At 69.8% G+C, this 23,125-nt stretch carries 16 protein-coding genes and 1 tRNA gene; 12 read left to right on the top strand and 5 right to left on the bottom strand.

Translation table 11 applies throughout. The annotated features are described in order from the left end of the window. Positions 1-21: 21 nt before the first annotated feature. From MCAG_RS09405 to MCAG_RS09355, 11 genes are read left to right on the top strand one after another with little or no spacing between them, the layout of a single operon-like run. Positions 22-876 carry a phytanoyl-CoA dioxygenase family protein gene (locus MCAG_RS09405; protein WP_007072731.1) on the top strand — a complete coding sequence of 285 codons (855 nt, stop codon included), beginning with the start codon at positions 22-24 and terminating at the stop codon, positions 874-876. 49 nt (positions 877-925) lie between these two features. Further along, complete coding sequence (locus MCAG_RS09400; protein WP_007072730.1) at positions 926-4,261, top strand: amino acid adenylation domain-containing protein; 3,336 nt, start codon at positions 926-928, stop codon at positions 4,259-4,261. Then, positions 4,258-5,781: a condensation domain-containing protein gene (locus MCAG_RS09395; RefSeq protein ID WP_007072729.1), complete on the top strand. Its 1,524-nt coding sequence runs from the start codon at positions 4,258-4,260 to the stop codon at positions 5,779-5,781. The genes MCAG_RS09400 and MCAG_RS09395 overlap by 4 nt, the downstream gene beginning before the upstream one ends. Further along, complete coding sequence (locus tag MCAG_RS09390) at positions 5,778-6,644, top strand: phytanoyl-CoA dioxygenase family protein (RefSeq protein ID WP_036376752.1); 867 nt, start codon at positions 5,778-5,780, stop codon at positions 6,642-6,644. The genes MCAG_RS09395 and MCAG_RS09390 overlap by 4 nt, the downstream gene beginning before the upstream one ends. Then, positions 6,644-6,874: a phosphopantetheine-binding protein gene (locus tag MCAG_RS09385; protein WP_036372940.1), complete on the top strand. Its 231-nt coding sequence runs from the start codon at positions 6,644-6,646 to the stop codon at positions 6,872-6,874. Before MCAG_RS09390 ends, MCAG_RS09385 begins: the two co-directional genes overlap by 1 nt. Further along, positions 6,874-10,479, top strand: coding sequence for an ABC transporter ATP-binding protein (locus MCAG_RS09380; RefSeq protein WP_050778167.1), 3,606 nt, complete (start codon positions 6,874-6,876; stop codon positions 10,477-10,479). Before MCAG_RS09385 ends, MCAG_RS09380 begins: the two co-directional genes overlap by 1 nt. Then, complete coding sequence (locus MCAG_RS09375) at positions 10,458-11,000, top strand: 2'-5' RNA ligase family protein (protein ID WP_007072726.1); 543 nt, start codon at positions 10,458-10,460, stop codon at positions 10,998-11,000. The genes MCAG_RS09380 and MCAG_RS09375 overlap by 22 nt, the downstream gene beginning before the upstream one ends. Further along, positions 10,997-11,251 (top strand): acyl carrier protein, encoded by a 255-nt coding sequence (locus MCAG_RS09370; RefSeq protein ID WP_198141527.1) that lies wholly within the window; start codon positions 10,997-10,999, stop codon positions 11,249-11,251. Before MCAG_RS09375 ends, MCAG_RS09370 begins: the two co-directional genes overlap by 4 nt. Positions 11,252-11,262: 11 nt before the next feature. Beyond that, positions 11,263-12,180, top strand: a complete 918-nt coding sequence (locus MCAG_RS09365) for a transglutaminase domain-containing protein (RefSeq protein ID WP_157547966.1) — start codon at positions 11,263-11,265, stop codon at positions 12,178-12,180. Further along, a complete protein-coding gene (locus tag MCAG_RS09360; protein ID WP_007072724.1) occupies positions 12,173-13,441 on the top strand; it encodes an orn/DAP/Arg decarboxylase 2 in 1,269 nt (422 codons plus the stop codon). Before MCAG_RS09365 ends, MCAG_RS09360 begins: the two co-directional genes overlap by 8 nt. Further along, the gene (locus MCAG_RS09355; protein ID WP_007072723.1) at positions 13,419-14,879 is read left to right on the top strand and encodes an AMP-binding protein; all 1,461 of its coding nucleotides are present in this window, start codon (positions 13,419-13,421) and stop codon (positions 14,877-14,879) included. The genes MCAG_RS09360 and MCAG_RS09355 overlap by 23 nt, the downstream gene beginning before the upstream one ends. Here MCAG_RS09355 and MCAG_RS09350 read toward each other — a convergent pair. Then, positions 14,869-15,609: a hypothetical protein gene (locus MCAG_RS09350; RefSeq protein WP_007072722.1), complete on the bottom strand. Its 741-nt coding sequence runs from the start codon at positions 15,607-15,609 to the stop codon at positions 14,869-14,871. The genes MCAG_RS09355 and MCAG_RS09350 overlap by 11 nt on opposite strands. 179 nt (positions 15,610-15,788) lie before the next feature. On the opposite strand from MCAG_RS09350, the gene MCAG_RS09345 reads away from it, so the two are divergent. Beyond that, on the top strand, positions 15,789-17,213 hold the full coding sequence (locus tag MCAG_RS09345) for a condensation domain-containing protein (RefSeq protein WP_083802232.1): 1,425 nt from the start codon (positions 15,789-15,791) through the stop codon (positions 17,211-17,213). 382 nt (positions 17,214-17,595) lie between these two features. On the opposite strand, the gene MCAG_RS09340 is transcribed toward MCAG_RS09345, so the two are convergent. From MCAG_RS09340 to MCAG_RS09325, 4 genes are all read right to left on the bottom strand, one after another. After that, positions 17,596-20,520 carry a LamG-like jellyroll fold domain-containing protein gene (locus MCAG_RS09340; RefSeq protein ID WP_083802419.1) on the bottom strand — a complete coding sequence of 975 codons (2,925 nt, stop codon included), beginning with the start codon at positions 20,518-20,520 and terminating at the stop codon, positions 17,596-17,598. Between the two features lie 900 nt (positions 20,521-21,420). Then, positions 21,421-21,492 (bottom strand) — tRNA-Arg (locus MCAG_RS09335). 64 nt (positions 21,493-21,556) lie between these two features. Next, positions 21,557-22,249: a winged helix-turn-helix domain-containing protein gene (locus tag MCAG_RS09330; RefSeq protein WP_007072719.1), complete on the bottom strand. Its 693-nt coding sequence runs from the start codon at positions 22,247-22,249 to the stop codon at positions 21,557-21,559. Between the two features lie 192 nt (positions 22,250-22,441). Beyond that, a complete protein-coding gene (locus MCAG_RS09325) occupies positions 22,442-23,119 on the bottom strand; it encodes a DUF305 domain-containing protein (protein WP_007072718.1) in 678 nt (225 codons plus the stop codon). Positions 23,120-23,125 lie beyond the last annotated feature (6 nt).

Genomic DNA, 23,125 nt, shown 5'->3' with positions numbered 1-23,125 from the left:
CCGAGCACGAAAGGACAGATCGTGTCCGACACCCGCACCTACCTGCCGACGGCGGAGGACGTGGCGTTCTACCAGGAACACGGCTGGTGGGTCTCGCCGAAGATCATTCCGGACGACGTGCTGGACACCGCCGCGCTCGGTGCCGAGCGGCACTACGCGGGCGAGCGCGACCATCCCATGCTGATCAATGGCGGATATCTCGATTGGCGGCCGGAGCACGGCAACATCGTGCGTCTCAATGACTACGTGTCGTTGCAGAACGACGACCTCCGCCAACTGCTCGAACTGCCCGTCATCGCCCAGACGGCGGCTGTGCTGTCCGGATCCCGGACCATCCGGCTGTTTCACGACCAGCTCATCTGCAAGCCGCCGGGGTTGGATCTGGTCGACTCCGTCGTCGGGTGGCACGTCGACGCCGCGTACTGGAAGACCTGCTCGTCGCGCAACATGCTCACCGCCTGGATCCCGTTCCAGGACTGCGACGGCGAGACCGGAGCTCTCTCCTTCATGGACGGCAGCCACCGGCGGACCGACACCGAGTGGATGAGGACGTTCAACGAGCACGACATGGGCAAGCTGGAGCAGTCCTTCGGCGGCTCACCAGCCCAACGGGTACAGCTTCGCCTGAAACGCGGCCAGGTCAGCTTCCACCACTGCCGCCTGATCCACGGCAGCGAACCCAACCGCAGCGCCGACCGTGACCGGCTTGCGCTGGCGTTGCACTTCCAGGACGAAGGCAACCGGTACGTCGCCCACGTCGAGGAGTCTGGGCGGCGCACCGTGCACCTCAACGACCTGCTCTGCAGACAGGACGCCCAAGGCGCTCCCGACTACTCGGACCCCGCCATCTGCCCAGTGCTCTGGCCCCGGCCCTAGGCCATCGCGCCACGTTCCGGACCGGCCTTAACCCCAGGGGGGAAGCTCAGTGACGCAGACCGATAACCTCACTGCCCAGCACGATCTGACCCGGTGGACCGACCGGCTCCGAAGCGCGGTGCGGGAGGCCGGACCGCCGCTGTTCCGCCGCCGTTCGAAGATCTACCGCCGCCGTAGCCTCCAGGTGGAACTGCCGCTTGCCGTGGATAGCGTCGATGCCGGCGACACCCAACAGATCCGGGCCACCTGGCTCGCGACGATCGCCGCGGTGCTGTTCCGCTACAGCGGGTCCGCCGAACCGCAGACGATCGTGATCGGCTGTGTCATCGACGGCACCGCGCTGCCCGTGGCGGTGCCGGTGGGCCCGGACGACTCGTTCGACACCGTCCTGGGCAACGCATCCGCGGCGCTGGCCGAGACGTGCGCTCACACGCGGTCCCTGGACGCCCTGACCGGTGAACTCGGCCTGGACGGCGTCACCAACCGTAACCCGTGGTTCGCTGTGCTGCTGAACGCCGGCACGCAGGCCGAGGCACCGGCGGACACACGGCACGACGTCTCGGTGACCGTCACCGGGGCGGCGCTGCGCCTGGAATACAACGCCGTCGTGCAGGAGGAGGAGACGGTCGTCCGGTTCGGCCGGCACCTGCTGCGGTTCCTGGCGACCGCGTCGCGGACCGCCGGCGCGATGCGCGACATCGACTATCTGGGTGACGGGGAACGTCAGCAGATCATTGATGTCTGGAGCGGCGGGCCGGTCTCGGCCGCCGACGCGCGTGCCCTGACCGACCTGGTCGCCGAGGCGGTACGGCGGTACCCCGACGCCGAGGCGGTCGTGCTCGACGACAGCACCCTGACCTATCGGGAGCTCGACGCGCGCGCCAACCGCCTGGCCCACTACCTGACCGAACGCGGCGCAGGCCCGGGTTCGTGCGTCGGACTCTGCGTAGCCGCCTCGGTCGACCTGCTCGTCGCGGTCCTGGCAATCCTGAAATCCGGCGCGGCCGTGGTCCCCGTGGTGGCCACCTTCCCCGCGGCGCGGAACAAGATGGTCATCGAAGACGCCGAAATGGACCTGATGGTCACCCAGTCCACGCTCGGCGACCTGATCCCCAGGCCGGGCCCCGAACTCATCGAACTTGACCGCGCCGGTGCCGCGATCGACCGGCAGCCGGACACCGCGCCGCAGGTCCGGGTCGACGGCGACGACCTCGCCTACGTCATGTTCACCTCGGGATCCACAGGCCGGCCCAAGGGCGTCGCGATGACCCACCGGACGCTGGTCAACCTCGTGACCTGGCAGCGCGACCGGGGTGAGGATCCGGCTGGCCGGCGCACCATGCAGCGCACGTCGATCGGCTTCGACGTCTCCTTCCAGGAGATCTTCTCCACCCTCGGCTTCGGCGGCAGCCTCGTGGTGACCCCGGACGATGTCCGCGACGATGTCTCGCAGTTGCCCGGCTTCATCGAGCGTCACCGGATCGCCCGGGCGTTCCTGCCCCCGGTGAGCCTGGACCAGCTAGCGGTCACCGCCAACACGGCCCAGTTCAACCTGCCCACGCTGCGCGAGGTCATCGTCGCCGGCGAACAGCTACAGATATCCATGCCGGTGCGGCGACTCTTCCACCGGCTCGACTGCCAACTGGACAACCAGTACGGCCCCACCGAGACCCATGTGGCGACCGCGTACCGGTTGGAGGAGTCGAGCACGCGGTGGCCGGAGACGCCACCGATCGGCCGGCCGATCGCCAACGTCCGCATCTACCTGCTCGATCCGTGGGGATCACCGGTCCCGGCCGGTGTGCCGGGCGAGATCTACATCGGTGGCGTCGCGCCGGCTCGCGGATACCTCCACGAAGAAGCCACGGCGGAACGCTTCACGGAGGACCCGTTCCTGCCCCACGGCCGCATCTACCGCACCGGCGACCGGGGCCGGTTCCTGGCCGACGGAACGATCGAATTCCTCGGACGGCAGGACGACCAGGTCAAGATCCGTGGATACCGGATCGAACTCGGCGAGGTGGAGGCGAACCTGCTGCGCATACCCGGGATTCGGCGCGCCGCTGCCACCGTGCATCATTCGCAGGGCCTGGGCCGGCAACTGGTGGCCCATGTGATCACCGAATCCGAAGGCGAGCCCACGCCGTCCCGCATCCGCCAGATGCTGCTGGAACGCATCCCGGACCACATGGTCCCCGCGACCACGGCGATCGTGCACACGACGTCGCTGCCGCTCACCTCGACCGGCAAGGTCGACCGCAGGGCCCTGCCGCCGCCGCCCGAGGCGGCGCTGACCGCAGGCGGCGAGTCCGCGCTCGGCGAGACCGAGGAAGTGATCGCGCAGATCTGGTCGGCGGCGCTGGGTCGCCCGGTTGCCCGCGACGACAACTTCATCGATCTGGGCGGGCACTCGCTGGTCGGAATCCAGGTGGTGGCCCAGATCAACGAGCGGTTCTCGGTGACGCTTCCGTTGCGCAACCTGCTGCGCGGCACGACCGTGGCGGCGGTCGCACGCGAGGTCGACGGTCAGCGGGCGGCCCGCGCGGTCCAGCCGACAGGGTCCACCGCGCCGGCTGTCGCGGAGCAGCCGGTCACCGTCCCACAACTGCGCACGCTGACCCTGCCCGACAATCGCACCGTCCTCTGTTTGCAACCTGCGGAGTCCCGCTACCTCTACCGCGACGTGTTCGAGCACCGCACGTACGACCGGGGCGGCATCCGCTACCCCGACGACGGCGTGATCTTCGACGTCGGCGCACACATCGGACTCTTCACCCGCTACGCCCTCGACCGTTCCCCCACTTCCCGGGTGTACGCGTTCGAGCCGTGTCCGCCCTTGTTCGAGGCGCTGCGCGGCAACACCGAGAAGCTGCCCAACGTGCAGATCTTCCCGTACGGGCTCGGCGCTCGGGCGGACACCGCGGAGCTGACGTTCTATCCCAACCTCACCGGCATGTCCTCGTTCCATCCCGACGACGCCCAGGAGCGCCGCCTGCTCTCCGGCATCCTGTCGAACCTGTCGCGCCTCGCCGACGAAGCCAGCGGCATGCTGGCGGGCTCCGGCGAGTACCTCGACGAGCGGCTGCGGGCGACCACGTTCACCGTGTCCCGGCGAACGCTCAGCCAGGCGCTGGCGGAGACCGGGGTGGAGCACGTCGACCTGCTCAAGATCGATGTGCAGAAGGCGGAGCTCGAGGTGCTCGACGGCATCGCCGCGGCGGACTGGGACCGCATCGGGCAGATCGTGGTCGAGGCGCACGACCTGGACAACCGGGTCGCCAGCATCGCCGCGCTACTGACCGGGCACGGCTACCGGGTCACCACGGAGCAGGACCCGTTGCACGCGGGCACCCCGGTGCACTTCCTCTACGCGGTACGGCCGTGACCCGGCACGCCGCAGGCCCTGCCCGGACCGACCGGTCCGGGCAGCTCACCTCCGCGCAGCGGGAGATCTGGGTACTGGACCGCTGTAGCCGGGTGCCCGCCGCGCTGAATCTGAGCTACGCGCTGCTGGTGACCGGCCCGCTGGACGTGGCCGCGCTGGCCGGGGCGTTCGACGACCTCATCCAGGTGCACGAGCCGCTGCGGACCCTCTACCCGACTGTGGCCGGGGAACCCGTGGCCATGGTGGTGGAACGGGGTGCGGCCACCGCGTGCCTCGATCTTTCGCCTAGGACCGTGTCCGGGCTGCCCGAGGCCGCCCGGATGGCTGACGAACAGCGGCGCCGGGGTTTCGATCTCGCCACCGAGGTGCCGATCCGGGTGGCGCTGCTGCTGGTCAGCCCCGGCGATGACGGCGACGTGCCCGCAGGCGGGCCGACGCACGTACTGCTGCTGACGCTTCACCACATCGCTGCCGACGGATGGTCGCTGCACACCCTGGGTCTCGCGTTGAGCGGTAGCTACGCGGCCCGGCTCGACGGCCGGGACCCGGCGCCGGAGCGGCCGCTGATCAGCTGCGCCGAGCAGGCGCGGGACCAGTGGGACTGGCTCGCGAGCGCCGCCGCCGATCAGGAGACGGAGTGGTGGCGGGCCCGCCTACGTACCGCGAGCCCGCGCTGCGGTCTTCCCCGCACGGCCGACGACGGCACCGGAACACACCTGAGCCGGCAGGTCGTCGCGTTGCCCGCCGACCTGGTGAGCCAGATCCGGGGGGTGGCCCGCGACGCGGTGGTGTCCCCGTTCGTCCTGCTGCTCGCCGCGTTCAAGGCGCTGCTGCTGAGCTGGACCGGAGCGACCGAGCTGATCGTCGGCACGCTGGCCGCGAATCGGCCTACCGCGTCCAGCGCGACAGTTCTGGGTGCCCACTACAACCCGCTGTTGACCAGCACCGACCTGCGCGGCGACCCGTCGCTCGCCGAGTGTCTCCTGCGCACCTCCGCGACCATGCTGGCCGTGCTCGACCATCAGCGGCTTCCGTTTCCGGCGCTGCTCGACCGGCTCGGCGTCGAATTGGGCTGGGCCGGAGCAGCGGTGCCGGAGGCGATGTTCCTCATGGATCGCTATCCGATGGACGCGCTGCGGCTCACGGGGTGTGACGTCACCGGTCTCTATCTCGACGATGAGACCGCCGGCGTGCCGGCGGCCACGCCCGCGCGGCTGACGTTCTTCGTCCGCGAGGTGAACGGCGCCCTGACCCTGTCCGCCCTCTACCCGCCGGACGCGCTCGGCGACGGCGTCGTGGCTCAGGCCCTGCAGGTCTACCAGGAGATCCTGATCGATCTCTGCGACAGTCCGGAAACACCGGTGAGCAGATACGACGTCCTGTTCGGCGAACCGCTGCCGAACGCGTTGCGGCGGGAACCCGGAGAACCCACCCTCCGTCCTGTGACCGAGCTGGCGCCGGTCGAGGTACTCAGCCCTGTCGGGGCGTGGTCCCCGGCGTACGAGAGGAGGTCGCCATGATGCTCACCGACGCCCAGGCCGCGTTGCTGCCCAGCGAGGACGACGTCCGGTTCTACCAGGAGCACGGGTGGTGGATCTCGCCACCGCTGCTCACGCCGGAGGAGATCGAGGAAGCCCGCTTCGGCATCGACCGGTACTACAGCGGCGAACGGGACGCCCACCTGCTCGTCGAGCTGGGCACCGACTGGAACGAAAGCCGCGGCAACGTGCTGCGGCAGAACGACTACGTCTCGCTGCAAGTCGAGGAGCTACGCCGCCTGGTCCACCACCCGCTGGTCGCAGCGACCGCAGCCACCCTCGCCCGCACCCCCACCGTTCGTCTCTTCCACGACCAGCTGATCTACAAGCCACCCGGGCTGTCACCGGAGCACAGCAACGTCGGCTGGCACACCGACATCGCGTACTGGAAGACCTGCTCCTCCCGCGAACTGATCACCGCCTGGATTGCCTTCCAGGACGTCGACGAGGACCTGGCGCCGATGCAGGTGTTGGACGGCAGCCACCGCTGGGACGGCAACGACCACCTGGAGTTCTTCCACGAAACCGACCACCGGGAGATCGAGAAGCGGATACGGCGACCTGGCGGCAGCTTGGAGCCCGTCTCCCTGCTGCTGCGGCTCGGCCAGGTCAGCTTCCACCATTGCCGCACCATCCACGGCAGCCGGCGCAACGCCGCAGACCGTCCGCGGATCGCGCTCGCCGTGCACATGCAGGACCACACGAATCGTTACGTGCCGAACACGGACGAGAAGGGAAACCGGCTGTCCCATTTCAACGACGTGTTGTGCCGTACCGACGAGGCGGGCAATCCGGACTACTCCGATCCCGAGATCTGCCCCGTGCTCTGGGATGGGGAGGCGTGATGAGCGAAGATGCCGCCGCCGATGTCCGAAGCACGCTCGGCGAGATGTGGCAGGAGTTGCTCGACGTGGACGAGATCCGTCCACAGGACCGGCTGCTCGAAGTCGGCGGCAACTCGCTGATCGCCACCATGCTCGCCAACCGGATCGAGCTCACCTGGGGGTTGCGGCCACCCCTGGAAACGCTACTGACCTGTACGTTCGACGAGTTGTGCAAGGCGTGTGCGGCCTGATGCCACAACAGGAACACCGATCATGGCGGTTCCGGCTCGCGCGGTACTGCCTGCGGCACCGGCGTCCGCTGGCGGCGCTGCTGGTCGGCGTGATCCTCGCGCAGGTGGTCGCCGTGGCGACGCCGTTGGTCCTACGTACGGCAGTGGACGACTTGTTCGCGGGGATCGACAGCCCGGGCGTCGGATGGTGGGCCGGGCTGCTCGTGGCGTTCGCCCTCCTGCGGTACGCGATCACCCTGGTGAGCACGTACTGCGCCGGTCGGATCGCCCTGGACGTGACACACGAACTGCGTACGGACGCGTTCGACGCGCTCGCCGCCCTGGACGGCCCGGGGCAGGACCGCCTGAACACGGGGCAGGTCGTCAGCCGTACGGTCGCCGACCTGGCTCTGGTGCAGGGGGCGATCGCGGCGCTGCCAGTTCTCGTGGGCGACGGTCTGCTGTTTCTCCTGGTCTTCGCCGCGATGGCGGTCTTGTCGCCCTGGCTGACCCTGTTCGCGGTGGCCATGGTGCCGGCGTTGTGGTTGATGGCGCACCGGGCACCGGGGCGTCTGTTTCCGGTGGCCTCGGCGGCGCAGCAGCGCGCCGCTGAGATCACCGGCCGGGTCGAGGCCGCGGTGTCCGGCGTCGTCATCGTGAAAGGGTTCGCCCAGGAGGCGCGCGAGCTGGCGGAGCTTGAGGAGCAGTGCCGGGAGCTCTACTCCGCACGGATGGCGGTGGCCCGGCTGCAGAGCCGCTACGCATCGGCGCTGCAGGCCGTGCCGCTTCTCTGGCAGGGTGCGCTGCTGCTCCTCGGCGGTTTCCTGGTGATGTCGGGTCGGCTGAGCATCGGGACCTTCCTCGCGTTCTGCGTCTATCTGAACCAGGTGGTCTCCCCGCTGCGCGGCCTGACCCCGCTGCTCACCGTGGCGCAACAGGCCAGGGCCGCCACCGAGCGGGTTTTCGCGGTCATCGACGTCGCCCCGGAGACCGGCGATCCCGACGAGTCTGTCCCGCTGCCGCCCGGCCCGCTGAGCGTGGAGTTCCGCGACGTGTGGTTCGGCTACGGCGACGACCCGCCGGTGCTCAGGGGGCTGTCGCTGCGTGTCGAGGCAGGGGAGACCGTGGCCGTGGTCGGCGCGGCCGGCTCCGGCAAGTCCACCCTGCTGGGACTGCTCGCCCGGTTCTATCGGCCGGCTGCCGGGGCAGTTCTGGTGGGCGGCGTGGATCTCTCCCGGGTCCGATCGGCGAGGCTGCGGTCCCGGCTCGGCCTGGTGTTCGAGGACGACTTCCTGTTCGACGACACGGTGTTCGCGAACATCGCGTTCGGGCTGCCCGGCGCGGGGATGCAGCAGGTCCAGGCGGCGGCCGACGCCGCGGCGGCCGGCTTCGTGGCCGGGCTGCCGAAGGGGTACGACACACCTGTCGGCGAGCGCGGTGGGCGCCTGTCGGGCGGGCAGCGCCAACGGGTCGCGATCGCCCGGGCGATCCTTCCCGGGCCGTCCCTGCTGATCCTCGACGACGCCATGTCCGCGCTGGACGTGGCGACCGAGCAGCGCGTTCGCGCCGGGCTCCGCAGAGCGTCGCGGACCACGATCCTCATCGCCCGTCGGCGCGCCACGCTGGAGATGGCCGACCGGGTCGTCGTCCTCGACGAGGGACGCGTCGTGGACTGCGGGCCGCTCGCGGAGGTCGAGAGCCGCTGCGCGGCCTTCCGGTCCGTCTTCGCCGCCGACGACAGCCGCGCGCCCGGTCCACAGGAATCCGGGGAGGGCACTCGATCCGAGATCGCAGACCGCTATGCCGCGACTGTCGACACGTCGTTCGCGCACGACACGCCCTCGCTCACCCTGACCGACCTGGTCCGTCCCGTACGCCTGTTGCTGGCCGTGGCGTTCGTCCTGATCCTCCTCGACATCGGAGCCCGTACGGCGATTCCCGCCCTGGTCCGCGAAGGGGTGGACCAGGGGATGCTGGCCGGCTCCCGTCCCGCGCTGCTCGCCGTCGCGCTGCTGGTGCTGGTGGTGGCCGGCGTGAACTGGGCGGCGGCCAGGGGCGGTGCGACCGCGGCAGCGAGCGCTGGTGAGCGCCTGCTCCTGCTCCTGCGCGTCCGGGCGTTTGCCCACTTGCAGCGGCTCGGACTCGACTTCTACGACCGTGAGCCGACCGGGCAGTTGCTGACCCGGATGACCACCGACGTCGACGCGCTGGCCGACTTCCTGCGTGCCGGTGTGCCGGTCGCGCTGGTCAGCACGGCGATGCTGGTGACGGTCCTGGGCGCGCTGCTGACCATCGACGCCGGCCTGGCGCTGGTGCCGGTCGTCGCGCTGTTGGCCGCCGCGCTCGCGACGTGGCTGTTCCGGGCGATCGCGATGCCCGCGTACGGTGAGGCCAGGCGTCAGGTGGGGGCACTGAACGCCACGTTGCACGAGGTGATCGCCGGCCTGCGCGTGGCGCAGGCGTTCGGCCGGGTCGGCGATCTGCGCGATCGCTATGTCACGGCGTCGCGCGGCTACCGAGACTCACGGCTGCGCGCCCACCTGCTGGTCAGCGTCTATCTGCAGTTCACGGGCCTGCTCAGCGACCTTGCCCGGGTGGCCGTGCTGGTCGTTGGGGCGGCCCGGCTGGCGAGCGGCGACCTGAGCGCGGGTGTGCTGGTGGCGTTCTTCCTCTACATCGATCTGGTCTTCGCGCCGATCCAGGACCTCTCGCAGGTGCTGGACCGCTATCGGCAGGCCGCGGTGGGCTTCGCGCAACTCCGCGCGTTGCTGCGCGCACCGGTGCGCCCCCCGAGGGCGCCGGGTGCGCTGCCGCCGCGACGACCCGCCGCCGAGATCCGGCTGTGCGGGGTCGGCTTCACCTATCCCGGCGCGGACCGGCCCGCGCTGGCCGACGTGGAACTCGCGCTTCGGGTGAACGAAACCGTTGCGCTGGTCGGCCGCACCGGATCGGGAAAGTCCAGCCTCGTCAAACTGATCGCCCGCTTCTACGACCCCACCGTGGGCGCCGTCCTCGTCGACGGCGTGGACCTGCGGCAGCTCGACCTGGCCGGACATCGGCGGCGGCTCGGCATCGTCGCGCAGGATCCCTACCTGTCGGCCGGGACCGTGCGGGACGCCATCGCGTACGGACGTCCGGCCGCATCCGAGGCCGAGGTCGAGGCCGCCGCACGCCGGGTGGCGGCCCATGCCGTGATCGCCAGCCTGCCAGGTGGCTACGCGCATCCCACCGGCACGCGCGGTCAGGCTCTGTCGGCTGGGCAGCGTCAACTGCTCGCTCTGGCCCGCGCCGAGTTGGTGCAGCCGGATGTATTGCTGCTCGACGAGGCGACGGCAGCGCTCGACCCCGCCGCGGAGGCCGCCGTGCTCGACGCCATGGCACGCCTTGGTCGCGGCCGTATCACCGTGGTGATCGCGCACCGGCTCGCCACTGCGGCCCGCGCCGACCGGATCGTCGTCCTGGACGCCGGCCGGGTCGTCGAGACTGGCCGGCACGACGATCTGCTCGCGGCGGACGGTCACTATGCACGCCTCTGGGCGGCGCAGGCCGCCACCGGCCAATTTGCCGACATCGATCCGATCGAGACCGACCTCCTGGAGTCCGCATGGCCCACTCAGCGATCGTGATACCGGTGCCGGAGCTGGAGCCTCTGGTCCGCCCACGGATGCGGCGTGCCCTGCCCGAGTTCGTCTTCGCCGACCCGGAATCCGTCCATGCTCACGTCACCGTGCTCGGTCCGTTCGTCTCCGCCGAGCTGGTCGGTCCCGAGCTGTTGGACCGGCTGCAGGACATCTTCGCCGGGACCGGACCGTTCGCGTTCAGTGTCGACGGTGCCCAACACACGTTCGAGGACGGCACGGTCTACCTGAAGCCGGAGCCCGCAGAGCCGTTTCGCGCCCTCACCGAGACGCTGTGGCAGGCGTACCCCGGCTATCCGCCGTATGGCAGCCCCGGCCCGCCGCCGCTGCCGCACGTGACCCTCGACTACGCATGGGCGCCACGCGTCGGCGACGTGGACGAGGTGGAGCTGACGTTTCCGGCGCGGTGCACCGCAGCGGTGGCCTGCCTCAACTGGTATGAGCCCGGCAAGTCCAGGACGATGGCGAGCTTCGTCCTGGGCGGGGTTGAAGGGACGACACCCGCATGACCGACGACATCCTGGACCCCGGCTTCGAGCAGATCCTTCGGCGGACCGTGCCGCTGCTCGACGACGGGCAACTCACACCGGAAACCGACCTGATGGCGGCGGGGCTGGATTCGCTGGCGGCGGTGCAGCTACTCGCGGAGATCGAGGCCACGTACGAGGTGGTCATCCCCGACGAGGCGTTGCTGGGCGATATCTTCGCCACCCCCGGCGACCTGTGGCATGTGGTCCGGCGGCACCTGGGTTCGGCGTGATTCCGGCCGACATGGCTTCCGTCGACGTCGTCCCGACCGACGAGGCGCTGGCGATCGTCGTCGCGCGAGCCCGGCGGATTCCCGACCGGTACCGCACCTTCACCGAGTCCCGGGAGAGCGCCCGCCGGCTCCACCGGATGCCCGACGAACTGCTCGACCGGCTGCTCGCCCTCGGCTTCCCGCACGGCACCGACGGCACGGAACCGACCTTCTACACCAATGACCTGCGCAATGCCTGTGAGGAGCTCGGGCTGCCCTCGCCGCAGCGCAGCGCCATCATGCTGATGGGCGCAGCACTCGAGGCCGGCGCGAGGGAGACGGTGGTGCGCCGCACGGTCGATCTGCACGCTCGCTGCCCCGCGCCCGGGCATGACGGGGACTGCGGCTTCACGCTGGCACCCTCGCTGGCCAGCAACAACCGCGTCACGCGGTTCACGCCGATGAGCGCAGCTCACTGCCGCCTGACGGTGGAGCTGCCTGGCGGTCGGGTCAGCCAGTTCACCGGCGCTCACCGCGAGCTGCTGGCGGAGCTGGACGACGTGCACTTCGCGCGGCTGCCGCACGCGCTCGCCGACGACCCGGGTTTCCTCCGTGACGCGAAACTGGCCGACTGCCAGTCCGGTGCCCGATTCCTGGTCGAACGGGCCGCCTCCTACGGCGTGTCGGCCCGGATGGCATTCGGGATACTGCTGACCCAGCCCTTCTCCAACACTCATGCCTGGGCGGAACTCGATGTCGGTGGCGAGTGGCTGGTCGCGGACCCGCTCTCGCTGGCCGTCCTGGCCCGGTGGGGCGTCCTGGACCCGGCCGCCTGGCCACCGTGCCGGTCGCCGCACGGCAGCCACTGGAAGCTGGGCGAGGGCGTCGAGGCGCTGGTCCGGCACGGCGGCCGTCCGGCGCCGGTCTCATTGATCACCCGTCATGGATGAGCGGGTCAGGGAGGCGCTCGTCACCGCGTACGGCAGCCCGCTCTACGTCTACGATCTGGACCGGATCGACCAGGCGCACGCCGACCTGCGAGCGGCGTTGCCCACGCCGTCGACGCTGCTGTACTCGATGAAGGCCAACCCGCATCCCGTGATCGCCAGGCGGTTGCGGCTGGCCGGTTGCCGGCTGGAGGTCAGCTCGGCGGGAGAACTCGCCGCGGCGCTCCTGGCGGGCGCTGGCGGCGGGGACCTGCTCTACACCGGTCCCGCCAAGACGCCCGCCGAACTGGAAGAGGCGGTCGCCGCCGGGGTTCGTGCCTTCTCGGTCGAGTCGTTCTCGGAACTGCAGCGTCTCGGGCGGGCGGCGGCAGGGCAGGATGCCGATCTGACGGCGTTGCTGCGGGTCAACGGGCCAGGTGCCGCCGGCGGATCGGGACTGCGCATGACCGGTACCGCCTCGCAGTTCGGCATCGACGCCGGGACCCTGGCCACCGAGTGGTCACCGGACCGGGTGCCCGATCGCGTGCGCGTGACCGGTCTGCATCTGTTCCCGATCACCAACGCGCGCGGTGAGGACCAGCTACTCGACGAACTGCGCGCGGCCGTCGACACGGCGGCCGAACTCGCCCGGGTCTGCCGGCTCGATCCCGCTGTGGTCGACCTCGGCGGCGGGTTCAGTGCCCCGTACGCCGCACCCGGATCCAGACCCGTCTACCAGCGGCTGCGCGCGGAGGCGGAGACGCGGCTGGACGCCGCCTTCCCGGGCTGGCGCGCCGGTCGCCCGGAGGTGATGTTCGAATCCGGCAGATACCTGGTCGCCGAGTGCGGCACACTGCTGACCACTGTCGTCGACGTCAAACACACGCGGGGAAGAACGTACGCCGTGCTGGACGCCGGAATCAACGTCCTCGGCGGGATGACGGGACTGGGCCGGCTGCTGCCGATGCGGGCGCTGCCGGTGGGCTCGGCGGAGACCGCGAGCGACGTGACCCGCGTGGACCTGGCCGGGCCGAGCTGCACGCCGCTCGACGTGCTCGGCCGCGACGTGCCCCTGCCGGAGGCCCGTTCCGGCACGGTCCTCGCCATTCCCAATGTCGGCGCGTACGGGCTGTCCGCCAGCCTGGTCGGATTCCTCAGCCGCCCGATGCCCGCCGAGGTGCTGCTCTCCGGCGGCCGGGTGGTCGCGAGCAGCCGCCCCGAGTTGCGCCACGTCCACGCGACCTTCGGTGAAGGGGGGCCCGATGACCGCGGCCACGCTGGTTGAGCTCGTCGCGCGCACGGTGCGCGACCATCCTGGACGGGTGGCGCTCGACTTCGCCACGACGGTGGTGACCTACCGCGAGCTGTGGGAACTGTCCGGCACCATCCAGGGCGGCATCGAGCCCGGGGTGCCGGTCGGGCTGTTCGTGACCAGGTCGCCGTTCAGCTATGCCGCCTACCTGGCGGCCCTCCGGGCCGGTGCCCCGGTCGTGCCGCTGGACCCGCGAGACCCGCCGAAGCGGCTCCACAAGATGATCCGGTCGGCTGGAGTCCGCCTCGTGCTCGCGGAGGAGAACGGTACGCACAACCTCGACGGCTCGGGTGCGACTCAGCTCGACCTGTCCACCGCGAGACCCGGGGTGCGCAGCGGCGGCCCCGAGCCGGACACCGTCGCCCTGATCCTGTTCACGTCCGGCTCCACCGGCACACCCAAGGGCGTGCCGGTCACCCACCGCAATGCAGTGGCCTTCCTCCAGCACGACATCGGACGGTACGAGGTGACCGCCGACAGCCGTCTGTCCCATACCGTGGAACTCACGTGGGACGTGTCCGTGCTGGACATCTTCGCCGCGTGGGGCACGGGCGCCGCTCTGGTCGTCCCGGTCGGCTCGGAACTCGTCGCCCCGGTGCGTTACGTCCGCGAGCGTCGCCTCAGCCACTGGTGCTCGGTGCCGATCGCAGTGAGCGTCGCCCGTGGTCGCGGGACGTTGCAGCCGGGTGCCATGCCCGGCCTGCGCCAGTCCACGTTCATCGGCGACCAGTTGACCTGGCAGCACGCCGAAGCCTGGCAGTCGGCCGCGCCGAACAGCTCGATCGACAACGTGTACGGCCCGACCGAGCTGACCGTCGGCTGCACGTTCTACCGGTTACCGGCCGATCCGGCCGACTGGCCCACGACCAGCAACGGCACGGTGCCCATCGGGCAGGTCTACCGCCACCTCGACGGGCTCGTCCTGGGCGCGGACGGCCGGGCCGCCGAGGAGGGTGAGCTGTGTGTGCGGGGGCCGCAGCGCTTCGGCGGATACCTGGACGCCGCGCACAACGCCGGCCGCTTCCTCGGGCCTCCGGCGGCCCTGACCGCCGAGCACTGGTACCGCACGGGCGACCGGGTCCGGTGGGAACACGGCGAACTGGTGCACCTGGGCCGCCTCGACCGGCAGGTGCAACTCGGCGGGCGCCGGGTCGAGCCGGGCGAGATCGAGGCGTTGCTGCGTGGGCAGGCGACGGTCGAGGACGCGGTCGTCGTCGTGGAGCGCGATCAGCGCACGCTCTGCGCCGCCTACACCGGCGCACCCGATGCCACGTCCGCGCTCCGACGGGCGCTGAGCGAGAGACTGCCGCCGCACATGGTTCCGGCCCGGTTCGTGTGGTTGCCGAGCCTGCCGCTCAACGCGAACGGCAAGGTCGACCGAGGACGTCTGGAAGCCGAGGTCAGCCGGTGACGACGTCGATCAGGCGTGGCCCCAGCACGGCTGCCAGGCGGGAGTCGTGGTGGCGCAACTCGGCCACGAACGCGTGGGTCGCCGACCTCAGCGCCCGGGACAACTCGGCGGCGTCCAGGCCGCGGACCAGTGCCTCGCGCAGCGACGAGGTCGCCTCGGCCGGGAGTTGGTCGGCGCCCTTGAGGAAGTCGCCCGGATGACCGAGCCGATGCGAGATCAGCGTCAGCGTGTTGTCGCGCAGCGCGCTGATCCAGTATTCCGCCTGCCATGGCGTGGAGCGCTGGATGCAGACGTGTGCGTGCAGCACGTGATGCCAGCAGCGGCCGGCGAGGTGGTCGGTGTCGGTGACCGCCGGCTTGCGGCCCACGGCCTGGCCGAAGAGTACCTCGAACGCACCGTCGCCCACCGGGCCGAAGGCACTTGCCGGCGTGAAGCCGAGGTCCACCTCAAGAAGATCACCGAGCAGGAACGCGCGGTAGGTGGCTGGCCCCGCGAGCAGGTCGAAGTGATGAACCGCGCCGAGTTCGTCGTACAGGTAGGTGGTCCAGTCGCTCAGGACCTGCGTGGTCGCCCCGCCGGTCACCCCGAGGAACAGGTCGATGTCGGACCACTGGTCCTCGGCCTTGCGAGCCGCCGAGCCGGTCAGGGCCGCAGCGGTGATCCTGGAATCGCCCTGTGCGCGCTCGACAAGCTGATGGCGTACGTTCTCGCGGCTGTCCGGGGTGAACATTCGTCGATCTTATCAGCGGTGATCGGACGTCTTGGTATGCGCGGGAAAGGGCAGACGCAAGTCATCCCGGTTCTGCGCCCGCGATCGCGACTATACAAATCCGGTCTCCCGAAGTTCGTGGTGCAGGTGAGGTGGCCCGGCCAGGTGCGGGCGCTCGTGGGCGCAAAGGGGGCAGAGGTATGAACGAAGCCGTCGAACGTCGGCCGTATCCGTTGGACTTTGTCGGCGAGCGATCCGTCACGACCCAGCTGAGCTGGGGGCAGCAGTGGGTCTGGGACGCATTGTCGAATCTGCCCGACGGCCGGCACATGTGCATCGACATCGTGCAGCCGATCGCCGGGGAAATCGGGATGCGGCCGGAGCACGCGGCACGGGCGGTTGGCGCCCTGGTCAACCGTTTCGAGGCCCTGCGCACTGTATTCGTCGAGGACGGGGAGGCCCCGATGGGGTTGCGGCAGAAGGTGCTCACCTCGGGAACGCTCCCCGTGGAGGTGTGGACGGTCTCCCGGTTCGACCAGACCGCGGCTGCGCTGGTCGCTGCCGAGATGTCCCAGCTCGACTTCGCAGTGCGGGATCTGCCGTTCCGCGCCGTGATCCTCGCCGAAGAGGGCGCGGCTCGGCTGGTGTCGTTGCGGATGAGCCACATCGTTGCCGACATGTGGTCCGCCGCACTCCTGCGCACGGAGTTGCGATACGAACTGGGGCTCACCAATCCGGGCGAACCGATCCGTCGCGGTTCCCGTGACTGGCAGCCCGTCGATCAGGCGGAGTTCGAGGCCGGCGAGATGGGCAGGCGGGTGTGCGACCGCTCGCTTCAGTACTGGCGGAAGCAGATGCACCGGTTCCCCGCGACGCTCTTCTCGCGGCCGAGCGCGCCACCCGACACACCTCGCTACTGCGAGGGCAGGGTGTCGTCGAGGGCGTCCTTCGCCGCCATCCACCTGTTGTCGCGTCGGTACGGCCGTTGCTCGCCTCCCATCGTGCTGATGGCGGCCGTCATCGCGCTCATCGGTGCCTGGTCCGGCACGGCGAGCGTCGGCCTGCCCGTCATCGTCAGCAATCGGCACGCGCGGAGGTTGCAGGGTCTGGTCGGCCCCCTGGTCGAGATGGGTGCCGTGTGTGTGGACGTGGCGGGGCGCCGCTTCGAGAACATCGTGCGCTCCACCGCCCAGGCATCCCTGATCGCACAGCGCCACGGTCTGTACGACATTCCGCGCTACCGCGACCTGCAGGCCGAGGTGGCGCGGGAGCGGGGAGGCCGCTTCGAGATGTCCAGCTATCTCAACGTCCGGGCCTGGGGCGACAAGCCAGCGGTGCCGCAGGCCGACGGACGCGCCCACCGGGCGATCCTCGACCTGACCGAGGAGACCAGCGTCACCTGGAACGAGGGCTTCGAAAGCTACAACGTCAAGCTGGGTGTCCTGGCGGATCTGGGGTCCGGCGTCGCGCGCCTCACCCTCCGCGCCGACACCAGCGCCATCCCTCGGCGCGACGTGTCAGCTCTCCTCGACAGCCTCGACCCGTTGCTGATCGCGGCGCTGCGCGAGGAGGGGCTGGGTCAGGCGGGAGTGGAGCGGATCGTGGCACGCTCTAGATGTAGGTGATCACGGCGGCCTGCCCGGGCTGAGGCTCACGGCCTGGCTGCGCCAGGTGCCTTGACGGGGTGACGAGGCGCTGCGGCGGCGCATCGAGCGCGCCCTTGGCCACGACTGACCCGTGCCGAAACGTCGGCACCACTCGGCGCAGACACCCGCCACGGGCCGCTGACGGCCGGACACACGGTGAAGGCCCCTGACCGGGTTTCGCCTGGTCAGGGCCTTTTCGTGCTGGTGATCGGTGGTGCCCTCGGCAGATCCCGTCGAACATGGGAACGATCGCCCGACAGGTAGCAGCTGTCCGGCCGAACAGTCCAAGATCCGCCCGTCGCTGTGCGGCCCGGCACCGGTGCTTGCGGTGCCGGGCCGCCGCCCGACAGGGGGCCTCCGCTCAGCTGTTGCCGGCGGTCAGTGCGGCGATCTCGGACGCCGACAGGGCTGTCCGGTAGATCCGCAAGTTGTCGACCTCGCCGGAGAAGTACGGGTCCGCCGGGTACAGCGACTTGCCGATGTAGCCGCTGAAGCCCTTCGTCGGGTCGAACAGATCAGCCCCCTGGATGCCGATCCCGGTCGCCGTGGCGATCGCGGTGCCGTTGAGATACACCGTCATGGTCCTGCTGACCGCGTCGATGGTCACCGCGACGTGCTGCCAACTGCCACCCGGCAACGCCGCGTTGTGCACCAGGGAGTACTCGCCCCGATTGCCGTCAGTGGTGACCGCCGTGCGCAGCAGCCCGGCGTTGTTACGCGGCGTGGTGAAAAGGTAGCGCGTGGTGTCCGATCCCAGTGCGCAGATCCACTGGTTGATCGTGGTCGAGGCGTTCCACTTCACCCAGTACGACACGGTGGTGCTGCCGACTCCGTTGAGGACGCCGCTGGGGATGGTGACGTACGGCGCCGTGGTGGAGTTGCTCGCGCCGCCGGCCATCTTGAACGAACCGCCCTGCACGCCGGTCCCCCACGCCGGGGTCCGGTTGTACGTGCCGTTGAACCCGCGCCCCGAGGAGTCCTGGACCACGGTGCCGCTGCTCTCGTCGAACTTGTAGTGCAGCAACAGGTGCGACACCGGCTGGGACTGCACGGTCACCGTCGCGGTGACCCGCAGGTTGGCGTTGCCGATCAGGGTGCCCTGCACGGTGAACGTGCCGACCTGCGCGTACGCCGAGGCCGGCACCGCGTCCCAGGTCACCTGGTTCGCGCCGGTCGAGCCGTCGACGAAGGTCGCCGGGACCGTGGCCGGCAGGACCGGCGCCTGGTTGACCCCGGTGGCCGCCGAGACGTTCTGCGCGCTCACCGCCGCCTGGTTCGGCTGGTACGCGTTGAGCAGGCGGTTGTATTCGGCCGCCGTAACCGGCAGCACGGTGCCGTGACGCGGTTTGCCGGGCATCGAGTAGTTGGTCGACATCGTCCAGTTCCCGGAGGTGGGGTCGGTCGACTCGAACGGGACGTAGCCCCGGTCGACGAACTCGTCGATGAACAGGTACCACTTGTCCTCGGTGTTGGACTTGAACACCAGTGGCCCCTCGCCCGCCTTGATCGAGTCCTTGCCGATGCAGTCCTTGACGAAGTCCCAGCTCAGGTTGCGCAGCGTGGTCGACTTCTGCTCGATGATGAACTTGCTGCACGGCGTGGACGAGGTGTTGTTGCGCTCGTCCTTGGTGAACCGGTAGTAGCTGCCGTTGTGCTTGAGCACGGTCGAGTCGATCACCGAGTAGCCCGGGTCCACCCAGATCTTCGGCTCGCTGAAGGTGTAGAAGTCGCGGGTGGTCGCGTACAGCATCTTGTTGTAGGTGTTCGCGGTGTGGTTCGGGTCGCTCTCGGCGTAGATCTTCGAGGCCCAGATGACCACGTAGGCACCGATCGTGTCGTCCCAGTACGCCTCCGGTGCCCAGGTGTTGCCCGCGGTGTCCGGCGAGATCTTCACCAGCCGGGGCGGGCTCCAGTTCACCAGGTCGGTCGACTCCCACACGAGGATCGACTTGCTGCCGGTGCGCTGCGAGGCGTCCCAGCTCACGCCGCCAATGATCTTCAGGTCGGTGGCGATCTGGTAGAACTTGTCGCCCTCCGGCGAGCGGACGATGTATGGGTCCCGGGCGCCCTTTGTGCCGATGTTAGTGGTCAGCACCGGGTTGCCGTTGTTCAACTGCCGGTAGTTGAGCGGGTCGTTGCCCTCGCTGAGCCCGAAGTAGACCTGCTCGCTCGGGGCGAAGTAGCTGAACAGGTAGCCCCTCAACGGCTCGGCGGCGGGCAGCGGGGGCACCGTCGCGGTGAAGGTCCGGGTGGAGATCGCCGCGTTCTTCGTCACCGTCGCGGTCAACGTCACCGTGGCGCTCGCCGCGCCGGTGGCCGGCCGGTTGACCTCGCCGGTGGTGGTGATGACCTGCGGGTTGCTCGACGACCAGCTCACCGTGGTGCCGTCGGCGCCGGTGGTGGGCAGGGTCAGGTTTCCGCGTACGTCGTTGATGTTGCGGACGACGAGCGCCGCCGCGGCGGCGTCGGCGGTCCTCTGGTCGGCGGACTGGGCGACCTGCGCCACCTCGGCCGCGGTCAGGGCCCGGTTGTAGACGCGGAAGTCGCGCATCTTGCCCTTGAAGAGCTTGTCGGCCGAGTACAGCGAGCGGCCGATGTAGTCGGCGGTGGTGGTGCCGTTGCCGATGGAGCCGGGGGTGAGCGTCACGGAGGTGTTGCGGCCGACCTCCACGCCGTCCTCGTACAGGATGCCGGTGCTGCCGGTCTGGGTGTACGTGACGTGCTTCCACACGCCGCGGGCCAGGTTGCGGGCGGGCGAGGGCCGGGTGTTCTGCTCACCCACCCAGTACGAGTTCGAGATCGCGGTGCGGAACTCGTCGCCGGTGGTGAAGAGGTAGCCGTTGCCCCGGGTCCCGCTGACGTTGCCGAACCCGTACAGGAAGTACGGCGTGGCCTGGGTGGTGTCGACGAAGACGTTGAACGCGACGCTGATCGAGTTCAATCCCGCCATGATGTTGTTCGGCGCCTGGATGTACGTGCTGCTGCCGTCGAAGGTCAGGCCCTCGGTGCCGCCCCACGTGGCGGCGCCGTTGACCGTACCGTTTCGGCCGTTGCCGGAGGAGTCGACGGCGACGGTGCCGGAGGTCTCGTCGAGCTTGTAACGCAGCAGGAGGCCGTTGGTGACGTCCGCCGCCTGCGCCGGTGCGGTGGCGACCAGCCCGCTGGCGACGAGGGCGAGGGCAAGGGCAAGGGTGGCGCCGCGACCGGCGTCACGACGCCGGCGCGGCACGTTCTCGCCGGTCAGGGGACGGCGGCCGCCGCACCGAATCTTTGTTAACGTTAACATCTTCGGGAACATATCGCCTCTTCGCTAAGCGGAGGATTGAAGCACCGCGCCGGCGTGCGCCGTCTCTGGCTGCCGCCCCGCAGCCGCCACCGGACCGGGCCTCGCGTCCGTAACGCAGTGGTTGCGAGAGTGTTAACTGTCACACCCGCCCCCGTCAAGGGCCCGTCCCGACTTGGCTCACGGTTGGCTGATTCTGGGGTCTGTGGTGCTGTGACCTGGGGTGTTGTGTCGGTAGGCACGCGCTACGGGTTCTATCGTGTCGGATGTGACCTATGTGCCGACGGTGAAGACGGCGTCCGGAGCGCGGGCGGTGCAGATCGTGTACTCACGGCGGCGGGGATCGCGGGATATCGAGCACATCGGGTCCGCGCACACCGACGCCTTCTGGATTCATCGATAAATTCGGAATTTAGCCGAAGATAGTGCGAATAGGTGCAACCGGCAGGTTCCGTCGAACATGGGAACTGATCGACGATGTGGTGATCGTGTCTGGAACCTGGTCGATCGGGTCATGACCAGCGGATGTCACCACGCTGAGCAAGTTGGAGCCTGGCAAACCCGATACGACCGCAGGGAACAACTCCACGGCGGGCAACCTGCCACTAGCCGTCGAACTGGGTCGGCGCCAGCGGCACGGTCAGCTCTGCGGGCCCTTCGCCGATGCCGCTGGCCTGGATAGTTGAGCCGCCAGCGGCGGGTCCAGGGGGTCCACCTGGGTCGGCACTCCAGTCGCATCGAGAGAGTGCTTGATCACGACTGACCAGCGCCGAAACTTCGGCACGTATTTGGCACAGACGCCCGCCAAGGGCCGTTGACGGCCGGACAAACGATGAAGGCCGCTGACCGGGTTTGCCCTGGTCGGCGGCCTTTTCGTGCTGGTCAAAGATTCCCTAGCAAGAGTGCCCCCGGCAGGATTCGAACCTGCGCCCCCGCCTCCGGAGGGCGGTGCTCTATCCCCTGAGCTACGGGGGCTCAGCGACGGGAGAAGACTAGCAAACGTCCCCACCGATCGCCGAATCGGTATCCGGCCGGCGGGTCAGGCCGCGATCGCCCGCCCGCAGCTCGGCAGCGGGTGCAGTGCGATCCGCCGGGGCAGCCGGCGCGGCCACTCGTTCTTCGGCCAGGAGCCGTCGACGATGATGTGTACCGGGTTCTCCTCGGCCCCGCTGAGCCGCAGCACGAAGTCGCGGGGCAGCGGCGGGTCGACCGACGGCGTGGTGATCATAAAGCGGACCCGGCCCCGGGACGACACCGCGGAGATCACGTCGGCCGCCGGCATCGTCCCGCGCAGCCGCACCCGGCCGAGCCAGTAGACCTCGGCGAGGTGCTCCTGGGCGGCCCGGGTGATCGCCGGGTACTGCAGGCGTACCCAGCGCTCGACCGCGCCGACGCAGAGCCCGCAGGCGCGCTCGCGCGGCTCGCGCGGCCCCAACCCCCAGGCCCGCAGGTACGCCCCGACCGCGCCGACGTCCGCCCGTGGGTCGAAGCGGCGCTGGACGAGCGTGGTGAGGCTCTGCCGCGTCCACAGCTCCTCGTCCAGGCCGAGCTCGTCGGGGTGGACGCCGCGCAGGACGTCGATCAGCTCCAGCTCCTGTTCGCGGCTGAGCGTTCCCGGCTCGCCCTGCCGCTGTCCGCGACGGACGGCTGCCACCGTCCCGTCACCGCCGATGGTGTGGCGTCGGCACCAGCTGGTGACCGACCGCCGTGCGTCTCTGAGTGCAACCCCCACGTCCTGCGCAACGAGCCCGAATCGCAACTGGTCACGATATGTAGGTAGAAAAGTCTCTCAAGCCCGTGAAAGGGTCGGATTGCTTCTAAACGGACACGGTTTCGTCGGTGGATACGGGAGCGGACACGGGAAAGGCCCGTGCCACCGCCGGGGTCGGCGGGGCGCGGGCCTTCCGGTGCTGCGGCCCGGCGGTCAGCCCTTGGCGAGCCGGTCGCGCGCGGCCGTGAGGTTGGTCAGGTCGGTCTGTTGCGTGTTCTTCATCGTCTGGGCCACCCGCACGACCTCGGGATCGTCGCTGGCGTCGAGGATGCCGTCGATCATGTGGACGCCGCCCAGGTGGTGCTGGATCATCAGCTCCAGGAAGAGGACGTCCTTCTCCCGGCCCCGGGGGGTGTCCCGCAGCTTCGCCATCTGCTCCGGCGTGGCCATCCCCGGCATCAGGCCGTTCTTGATCGACGCCGTGCCGTCGGGCATCCACGCCATCCGGGGCTGCGAACCGGTGGGGTCGAGGCCCCAGGAGCGCAGCCACGCCTGCATGGTGCCGATTTCGCCCTGCTGGCCGGTGGCGATGTCGCCACCGATGCTGACCACCTCGGCGTCGGTGCCCTGCTGGAACGCGATCAGCCCCATCTGCACCGCCTGGGCGTGGTGGGTGGTCATGTCCCGGGCGAAGCCCGCCTCCGCCGAGGCATCGCCGGGGCGGGTGAGCCCCGGCGTGAGCAGGCCGCCCGCGTACCCCAGGAGGAGACCGACCACGACGGCGGCGGCAACGGCCAGCGTGCCGAAACGCCCGCGCGCGGTGGTCCCGCCGTTGTCCTTGGCCGTCGGGGCCTCGGCCATGTCGGGTTCCGTCGTCGCGGTTGCGGTCATCGCCGT

The sequence above is a fragment of the Micromonospora sp. ATCC 39149 genome, assembly GCF_000158815.1.
Classification (GTDB): domain Bacteria; phylum Actinomycetota; class Actinomycetes; order Mycobacteriales; family Micromonosporaceae; genus Micromonospora.
Note: the sequence above shows the minus strand (reverse complement) of the source record. Positions and strands in the feature narration are given on the sequence as shown.

Bases quoted from the DNA above. Each gene is read 5' to 3' on its own strand.
- MCAG_RS09390 (WP_036376752.1), top strand. From the start codon at position 5,778: ATGATGCTCACCGACGCCCAGGCCGCGTTGCTGCCCAGCGAGGACGAC.
- MCAG_RS09385 (WP_036372940.1), top strand. From the start codon at position 6,644: ATGAGCGAAGATGCCGCCGCCGATGTCCGAAGCACGCTCGGCGAGATG.
- MCAG_RS09380 (WP_050778167.1), top strand. From the start codon at position 6,874: ATGCCACAACAGGAACACCGATCATGGCGGTTCCGGCTCGCGCGGTAC.
- MCAG_RS09375 (WP_007072726.1), top strand. From the start codon at position 10,458: ATGGCCCACTCAGCGATCGTGATACCGGTGCCGGAGCTGGAGCCTCTG.
- MCAG_RS09370 (WP_198141527.1), top strand. From the start codon at position 10,997: ATGACCGACGACATCCTGGACCCCGGCTTCGAGCAGATCCTTCGGCGG.
- MCAG_RS09365 (WP_157547966.1), top strand. From the start codon at position 11,263: ATGGCTTCCGTCGACGTCGTCCCGACCGACGAGGCGCTGGCGATCGTC.
- MCAG_RS09360 (WP_007072724.1), top strand. From the start codon at position 12,173: ATGGATGAGCGGGTCAGGGAGGCGCTCGTCACCGCGTACGGCAGCCCG.
- MCAG_RS09355 (WP_007072723.1), top strand. From the start codon at position 13,419: ATGACCGCGGCCACGCTGGTTGAGCTCGTCGCGCGCACGGTGCGCGAC.
- MCAG_RS09350 (WP_007072722.1), bottom strand. From the start codon at position 15,609: ATGTTCACCCCGGACAGCCGCGAGAACGTACGCCATCAGCTTGTCGAG.
- MCAG_RS09345 (WP_083802232.1), top strand. From the start codon at position 15,789: ATGAACGAAGCCGTCGAACGTCGGCCGTATCCGTTGGACTTTGTCGGC.
- MCAG_RS09340 (WP_083802419.1), bottom strand. From the start codon at position 20,520: ATGTTAACGTTAACAAAGATTCGGTGCGGCGGCCGCCGTCCCCTGACC.
- MCAG_RS09325 (WP_007072718.1), bottom strand. From the start codon at position 23,119: ATGACCGCAACCGCGACGACGGAACCCGACATGGCCGAGGCCCCGACG.